Below are 5,699 nucleotides of genomic sequence, written 5' to 3' on the forward strand. Positions count from 1 at the left end.
CATCTCGCCTTCTAACTGTTTTGTTATTATCTATTATTTCCAAACAAGTCTATTCTATAAAATTTGAGGCAGCAAAATCGCCACTGTAGGAGTTGATGATTTGTACATTTGCTTTAATAAAATCAGAGCCTCGACAAGAAACCCCACTTAAATTTGCTTTTTTTAAATTTGCATTGCTGAAGTTGCATTGGTCAATCCTACACTTAGATAAATCGGCTCCTTCTAAATTGCAGTTGCTTAAGTCAGCTCCACATAAATCAACTTTAAAATTTTCGCTTCCACGCAATATAACAGCTTTAAGATTGGAGCCAGTGAGAATCACTTCATGCAAATCTAGATTTTGAACTTCTTTGTCCAAAATATCTACAGTTACACCACGCAAATCTGAGCCTGAAAAATTACGATGTCCGTCTGCATACAATTTTATTAAAGCCTGAAGCGTTCTGACTGGTCGGGCAGGTTGTTGTTCAACAAGGATAAGATTAGAAGGCAATTCTTCGGTCATAAGATAATCATGTTATTTGGGGTGTGTCTAGTTTACTTTGTGCTACCAAGATTAATGATTCATAACCAACCCCTCGTAGAAATTTATGTCACTTAATGGGGGCAATCACGTTGCCCCCTTGTGCTACAGAAGGAAGTTACTTCTTATCCGCAGTTTGACTATTCACAGTGACCGTTTGACCGCCATTTTCGGCATGACTCTCCTTGGTTTGATTCCATAGCAGCATTCCCATCAGACCATCAACAAGACCCGCACCGTTGTTGCCACTGACAGCGACATCAGGCACAACGCGCACGCCGTTATCGCCGATTACCTGCATGAGTTGTAATGCGGTAAAGCCCTGCGAACCTAAGGCATTCACACCCGCTTGATAAACTTCGGCTTTGGCTTGCCCCGTAACGCGAATGGATTCGGCTTCGCCATTGGCTTCCATAACTCTAGAATTAGCCTCCAATTCTGAAATCTTCACACCTTGCTCGGCAGTCACCACCTTTTGTTGAATATCTGCGAGGGCAGTTTCTCTGACCAACTCTTGACGTTGGGTTTGAGCAATGCGCTGCACTTCATAGGTTTTTTGTTGTTCCTCGGCAATCTTGCGATCGGTTAAGGTTTGCATCAACTCGGGTGGTGGCGTAATCAGTCCGATCAAGGTATCCACTGCTTGGACGTCGTAGGCGCGTAACGCAACCCGCACGTATTCCGCTGCCTCTGCTTGGCGTTCGCTACGAGCTGTGAGGAAGTCAAGAATCGTATATTCCTGTGCCGAGTTGCGGAAGTAGTTACCGACAATGGGGCGTAGGACGTGATCGACGAGATTTTGCATCGAGCCGAGTCGAGAAATCACTTTTGGGGCATCCTGTGCGCCAACATGGATGATTTGGAATACCTCTAGATCGAAGGTGAAACCATCAAAGGAGAGTAATTTCAAGGCGCTCAACTTGGAATCATAGCCATGCTCGCTATTGATCCGCGATGAGAAGTTCAGCACGATATTGGTGGTGGGCACGAGTTCCACCTTCATGATTTGCGTGTTTAGGGGATGCTTACCAGGATAGAGCGGATCGACCCAAACCCCCTTACTGCCAACATTGACAAGATTGCCATGGGTAAATGAATCGCCACTGACATCTTCATGCGATCGCCCTACAAAGGAAATCACCACACCCACATAACCAATGGGAACTTCAGTCATGGGAACCTGTTGTACCGCTGCAAACCAAGGATTGAGATTCCAAGAACCCGACAGAACCACCTGTTCTTGCAATCCTCGATGTCCACCATGTTCGACAAAGGATTGGGCTTTTTGGAAGTTGTCATGGTCGGGAACGATCGAACCTGCAATCTCTCCTTCGTCAATGGGTGCACCGTCAAGGGTTGTAACAATTCCCACCGTACTTGGATCGACCGTATGCACGAGTAACTGTTTGGGACTCATGCCATGCTGAGCGCAGTTTTTAGATGTGATCACACTAAATAGCGCCGTATTAATTCGATAAGTACCCGCTGTGACAATTCCTAGCTGTCGTCCTTTTTCGCCACCACTTGTAAGAAACTTGCGGGCATCCTGAAAATCGTCGCATTCCACCACTTTTCCCAAAATGCGCTGGGGGGGAATGGGCAGACCATCGTTAGCCAAGATTAGCCCGATTTCATTTTGAGGCACTTCCACCACGGGTTCTCGTTTGACATTATATTGCCAAGGGAAATAACCAAAGTGCCAACCAGGGGGGAGCGTATCTGCTTGAAATCCTGCTTCTCCGTTTAGTGCTACCAACTGTCCTGGGGGAAGGCTACGACTAGAGAATTTCTTGACCACAATGCCAACTTCTCGTTCGCCCACCACGATTAACCCTAAAATCCAACCAAGCTGGGGCAAAAAGAAAATCAGAAAGATTGCCCCACCCACAGGATAAATCCATATGGGTAGATCGAAGCCAGCCATCTGGATGGGGATCGCAGTTTGCTCGTCTGTACGCTTAGCAGTTTGACTCGAATTTTGAGCGATTTGAGAAGGATCTTGTTGAAGCCTCTGAGCAGTCTCAAACAAAGGCTCAGACTTGGCTTCTAACTTATTGGGTGTGGAAGCAACAGAAGTCGTATTTTTTGCCCTTTGCGAAATGCTGGATGCATTGTTCGCCTGTGCGGAACTTGCTGAGAAAGTCACGCCTGTCGAAGCGATCGCAGCAATGAGTACTGTAGCGAAGGACACAATCTTCGTAAATCGAGTGAACTTTAAATCGGTAACGATCGGTTTCATAAGCTTTAACCAAGTTATTTGCGTGTAGAGCGCACTATCACTATATTCAATCAGCCATAACGAGCCATCAGCGATCGATAAGCTACTTACGCAATTCTTTACGTTTCTTTACAATTGGAACTGAATCCCAAGGCTTTGCTCCACTTTCTGGAAAGTGTGCTAGGTTAGTGGGGTGAGAATTAAGTATCGGTTGCGGCATTTGTTTATCGTATTAGCGAGTTTTTCGTGTTTTGCATTGGCAGGCTTCCCTCCGAAATTTCACTCTCTACACACTTCTAAGTTTTGGAGATAATTTATGTCAATTTACGTTGGTAACCTATCCTATGAGGTTACAGAGGCTGATCTAAGCGCTGCATTTGCAGAGTATGGCACAGTCAAACGCGTTCAGCTTCCTACCGATCGCGAAACGGGTCGCATGCGTGGCTTTGGTTTTGTCGAAATGGGAACGGAAACAGAGGAAACGGCTGCCATCGAAGCTCTTGACGGAGCAGAATGGATGGGTCGCGATCTGAAAGTCAACAAGGCTAAGCCTCGTGAAGACAGAGGTTCATTTGGTGGTGGTGGACGTAGAGGCAACAGCTTCTCACGTAACTACTAAATCTTGAATTTCAATTCTTTGGATTTTAGATCGAATGCCGTAAGTTCATGGCTGTAAGAAAGAACTGAAAGGTTCAATTTTCACCAAATAAATTTATCTGACCGCAAAAGGCTCAAGCAGAAATGTTTGAGCCTTTTGCTATGACTGGCGATCGCTCTATTTGGGATAGATCTATTTGGGATAGATGAGAGGATACTGGGCGGGATCGATCGCCCGTCCATCACAGCTAAATTTAGCGCGATATTCTTGCAAGACAAATTGCTCGTTCTCAAATTTGTACTTGGCAAAAGTACCGCAGTCACCCACACCCCTCGACTTGGCGTAATTGCTCAGAATTCCCGTGCTGGCGTTAAACTTTGGCAGCCCTGCAAACTGCGTAGTCGTGGTTTTAAGAATTCGGCTATCTTCTTGCTTGAAATCGTCCAAACTGAGCAGGCGAATCTCTTTGGTGTCAGCGTTATAGAGAACAAGTGCGTATGAGCCCTGATATGCTGCTAAAAAGCACTGCACCATCACCAAATACTTGTCTTGCCCCAGATTATAGATATTAGAATGACGATTTGCATCGGATTCATTAAAGTTGGAATCGCAGATCCCAAACCGATCGCGATCGCGTAAAACGGCTTGCAGAGGTTCCTCTCGATCTAGACGAACTACTGAAGTGGCTGTATTTCCCAGATAGCGTAACAGGGGCTCGAACTTCATCAAGCCATTGGGAAAAGTTATCCGTAAAGAGGGCGCGAGATTTTGGGCAGAGGGGATTTCAATCGTATAGGTATAGCCCTCGTTCTGAAATTCGATGATATCGCCCCTGAGCGGATTGGATGATTTCCCATCGAGACTAATGCCACTGGAACCATCCGTATTCTTACTGATATACCAGCGAGGGCGATCGGGAAGTTGTTCTTCAGCGCACAAATATATTTTGAAGTTGCGCGTTTCCGTGTAGGCAAACAGAATGCTATCTGGATGGGCATTTTGACAAACGCGATCGCTTCCTAATTCTTTAAGATCGCCGATCGCTATGGCTCTAGTTGTTGGAGCAGCCTCGGTGGTTGGGGATGTTACGGGTTTGGGTGCAGTGGCGATAGCAGAGGGCGTTTGCGTGGGTTGGGGCGTGCTTGCAGGACTGGAACTAGCATTCGGTGCGGGAGATGCGCAACTCCAAGATGTCAGCGCAATCGCTCCCAGACTAAGCCCCAGTTGCAAAAGTTTTTTCATAACTCCTCTTCCTCAAATATCGCCTCAATGTCCTGAGCCGCATGAATTACTCTAATGACTTCAATTTGAACATCCTGTGCCCCCTAAAAAATTAAATCTTTCAACAATTTTCTAGTTATTCTTCTTTTGTTGTTGAGATCTGTCTGCAAGACGCGATCGCATCTGTTCCCATAGCTCGTCCGTCATTTCAACGGACTCTCCACTATTCAGCCCTTCCAACAACATGGCATCGAGTTTTTCCTGAGCTACCCGTTTTTGCTCTTGGCGGATTAAGTACCGCAGGTACTCGCTTACGGTGCTGTAGCTACCCTCTTTGATTTGCTCCAGAATAAATTCGCGCATGGAATCAGGCAAAGAGACATTAACCGTTGTCATAACTGCGAACCTCCCATTAAGTGCTCTGTTAGGCAGATCGGATTCATCACACTTTACAGTTTTAACAAAAATTGTCAAATTTTGCCAAAAAGGGATAGGCAAAAATCATATTCGTACCCCAAACAACAAAAGATGTTTTTCTCAGGAGCCAAGTAGCCGATCGCGAAAATATTGACGGTAGAGGTTGTTGCGAATTTCTAGACCGTTGCCCGTGCGGATGACTAAACCCATGGCATCGAGTTGAGCGCTGGTTGACAGGTCGAAACGTTGAGGGCGATCGGATTCGATCAGCGATCGCAGGATGTCTTTGAGGTGGGGTGTTTGTTCCAGTTTTACTAGACGCCGCGAGAGATGTTGGCGAAAAATCCCTTCCTCTGTGGCAGCAGTTCGGAGCAGTTCGTCGAGGGGGATCGTGCCACTGGCTAGGTGATAGAGTGCCGCACGGATGAGGTAAGGATGTCCGCCTAATAATTCTGCGATCGGCTCTAGGTGGGCTTGGTTCAGCCCATGTCTGGTAGCGAGTTCTGCTACCTGAGGCGGCGTAAATTCATCCAAATCGATCGCAGTGCCCACATTAAACGGGGATTGATTGATGTCTTTGGGCGTATAGGATTCCATCGAATAGGCAAGAATCACCTGCAACTTTGCCCAAGTTTTGTTGTGCTTGCCATCCTCATGCCAGCCGCGCAGTAAGAGCGTGTTTGAGAAGTTTAGGGTAGAAAAAAAGCCCCCAAAGTTATAGG

Annotated in this window: 6 protein-coding genes; 1 reads left to right on the forward strand and 5 read right to left on the reverse strand. The window is 46.4% G+C overall.

Annotation, left to right across the window (positions count from 1 at the left end; all coding sequences use genetic code 11):
- Positions 1-49: 49 nt before the first annotated feature.
- Positions 50-505, reverse strand: coding sequence for a pentapeptide repeat-containing protein (locus tag V2H45_RS24915; protein ID WP_330486393.1), 456 nt, complete (start codon positions 503-505; stop codon positions 50-52).
- Positions 506-641: 136 nt separating this feature from the next.
- Complete coding sequence (locus V2H45_RS24920) at positions 642-2,762, reverse strand: SPFH domain-containing protein (protein ID WP_330486394.1); 2,121 nt, start codon at positions 2,760-2,762, stop codon at positions 642-644.
- Positions 2,763-3,057: 295 nt separating this feature from the next.
- On the opposite strand from V2H45_RS24920, the gene V2H45_RS24925 reads away from it, so the two are divergent.
- Complete coding sequence (locus tag V2H45_RS24925; RefSeq protein ID WP_330486395.1) at positions 3,058-3,360, forward strand: RNA recognition motif domain-containing protein; 303 nt, start codon at positions 3,058-3,060, stop codon at positions 3,358-3,360.
- A gap of 171 nt (positions 3,361-3,531) precedes the next feature.
- Here the strand turns inward: V2H45_RS24925 and V2H45_RS24930 are convergent, their stop codons facing one another.
- The 3 genes from V2H45_RS24930 to V2H45_RS24940 all read right to left on the reverse strand — a co-directional run.
- Complete coding sequence (locus V2H45_RS24930; protein WP_330486396.1) at positions 3,532-4,581, reverse strand: DUF1176 domain-containing protein; 1,050 nt, start codon at positions 4,579-4,581, stop codon at positions 3,532-3,534.
- A gap of 111 nt (positions 4,582-4,692) precedes the next feature.
- The gene (locus tag V2H45_RS24935; RefSeq protein ID WP_330486397.1) at positions 4,693-4,956 is read right to left on the reverse strand and encodes a type II toxin-antitoxin system ParD family antitoxin; all 264 of its coding nucleotides are present in this window, start codon (positions 4,954-4,956) and stop codon (positions 4,693-4,695) included.
- A gap of 141 nt (positions 4,957-5,097) precedes the next feature.
- The coding region (locus V2H45_RS24940) for an AAA-like domain-containing protein (RefSeq protein ID WP_330486398.1) at positions 5,098-5,699 on the reverse strand (602 nt) is incomplete at its 5' end.

This window comes from Tumidithrix elongata BACA0141 (assembly GCF_036349135.1).
Classification (GTDB): Bacteria; Cyanobacteriota; Cyanobacteriia; order Pseudanabaenales; family Pseudanabaenaceae; genus Tumidithrix; species Tumidithrix elongata.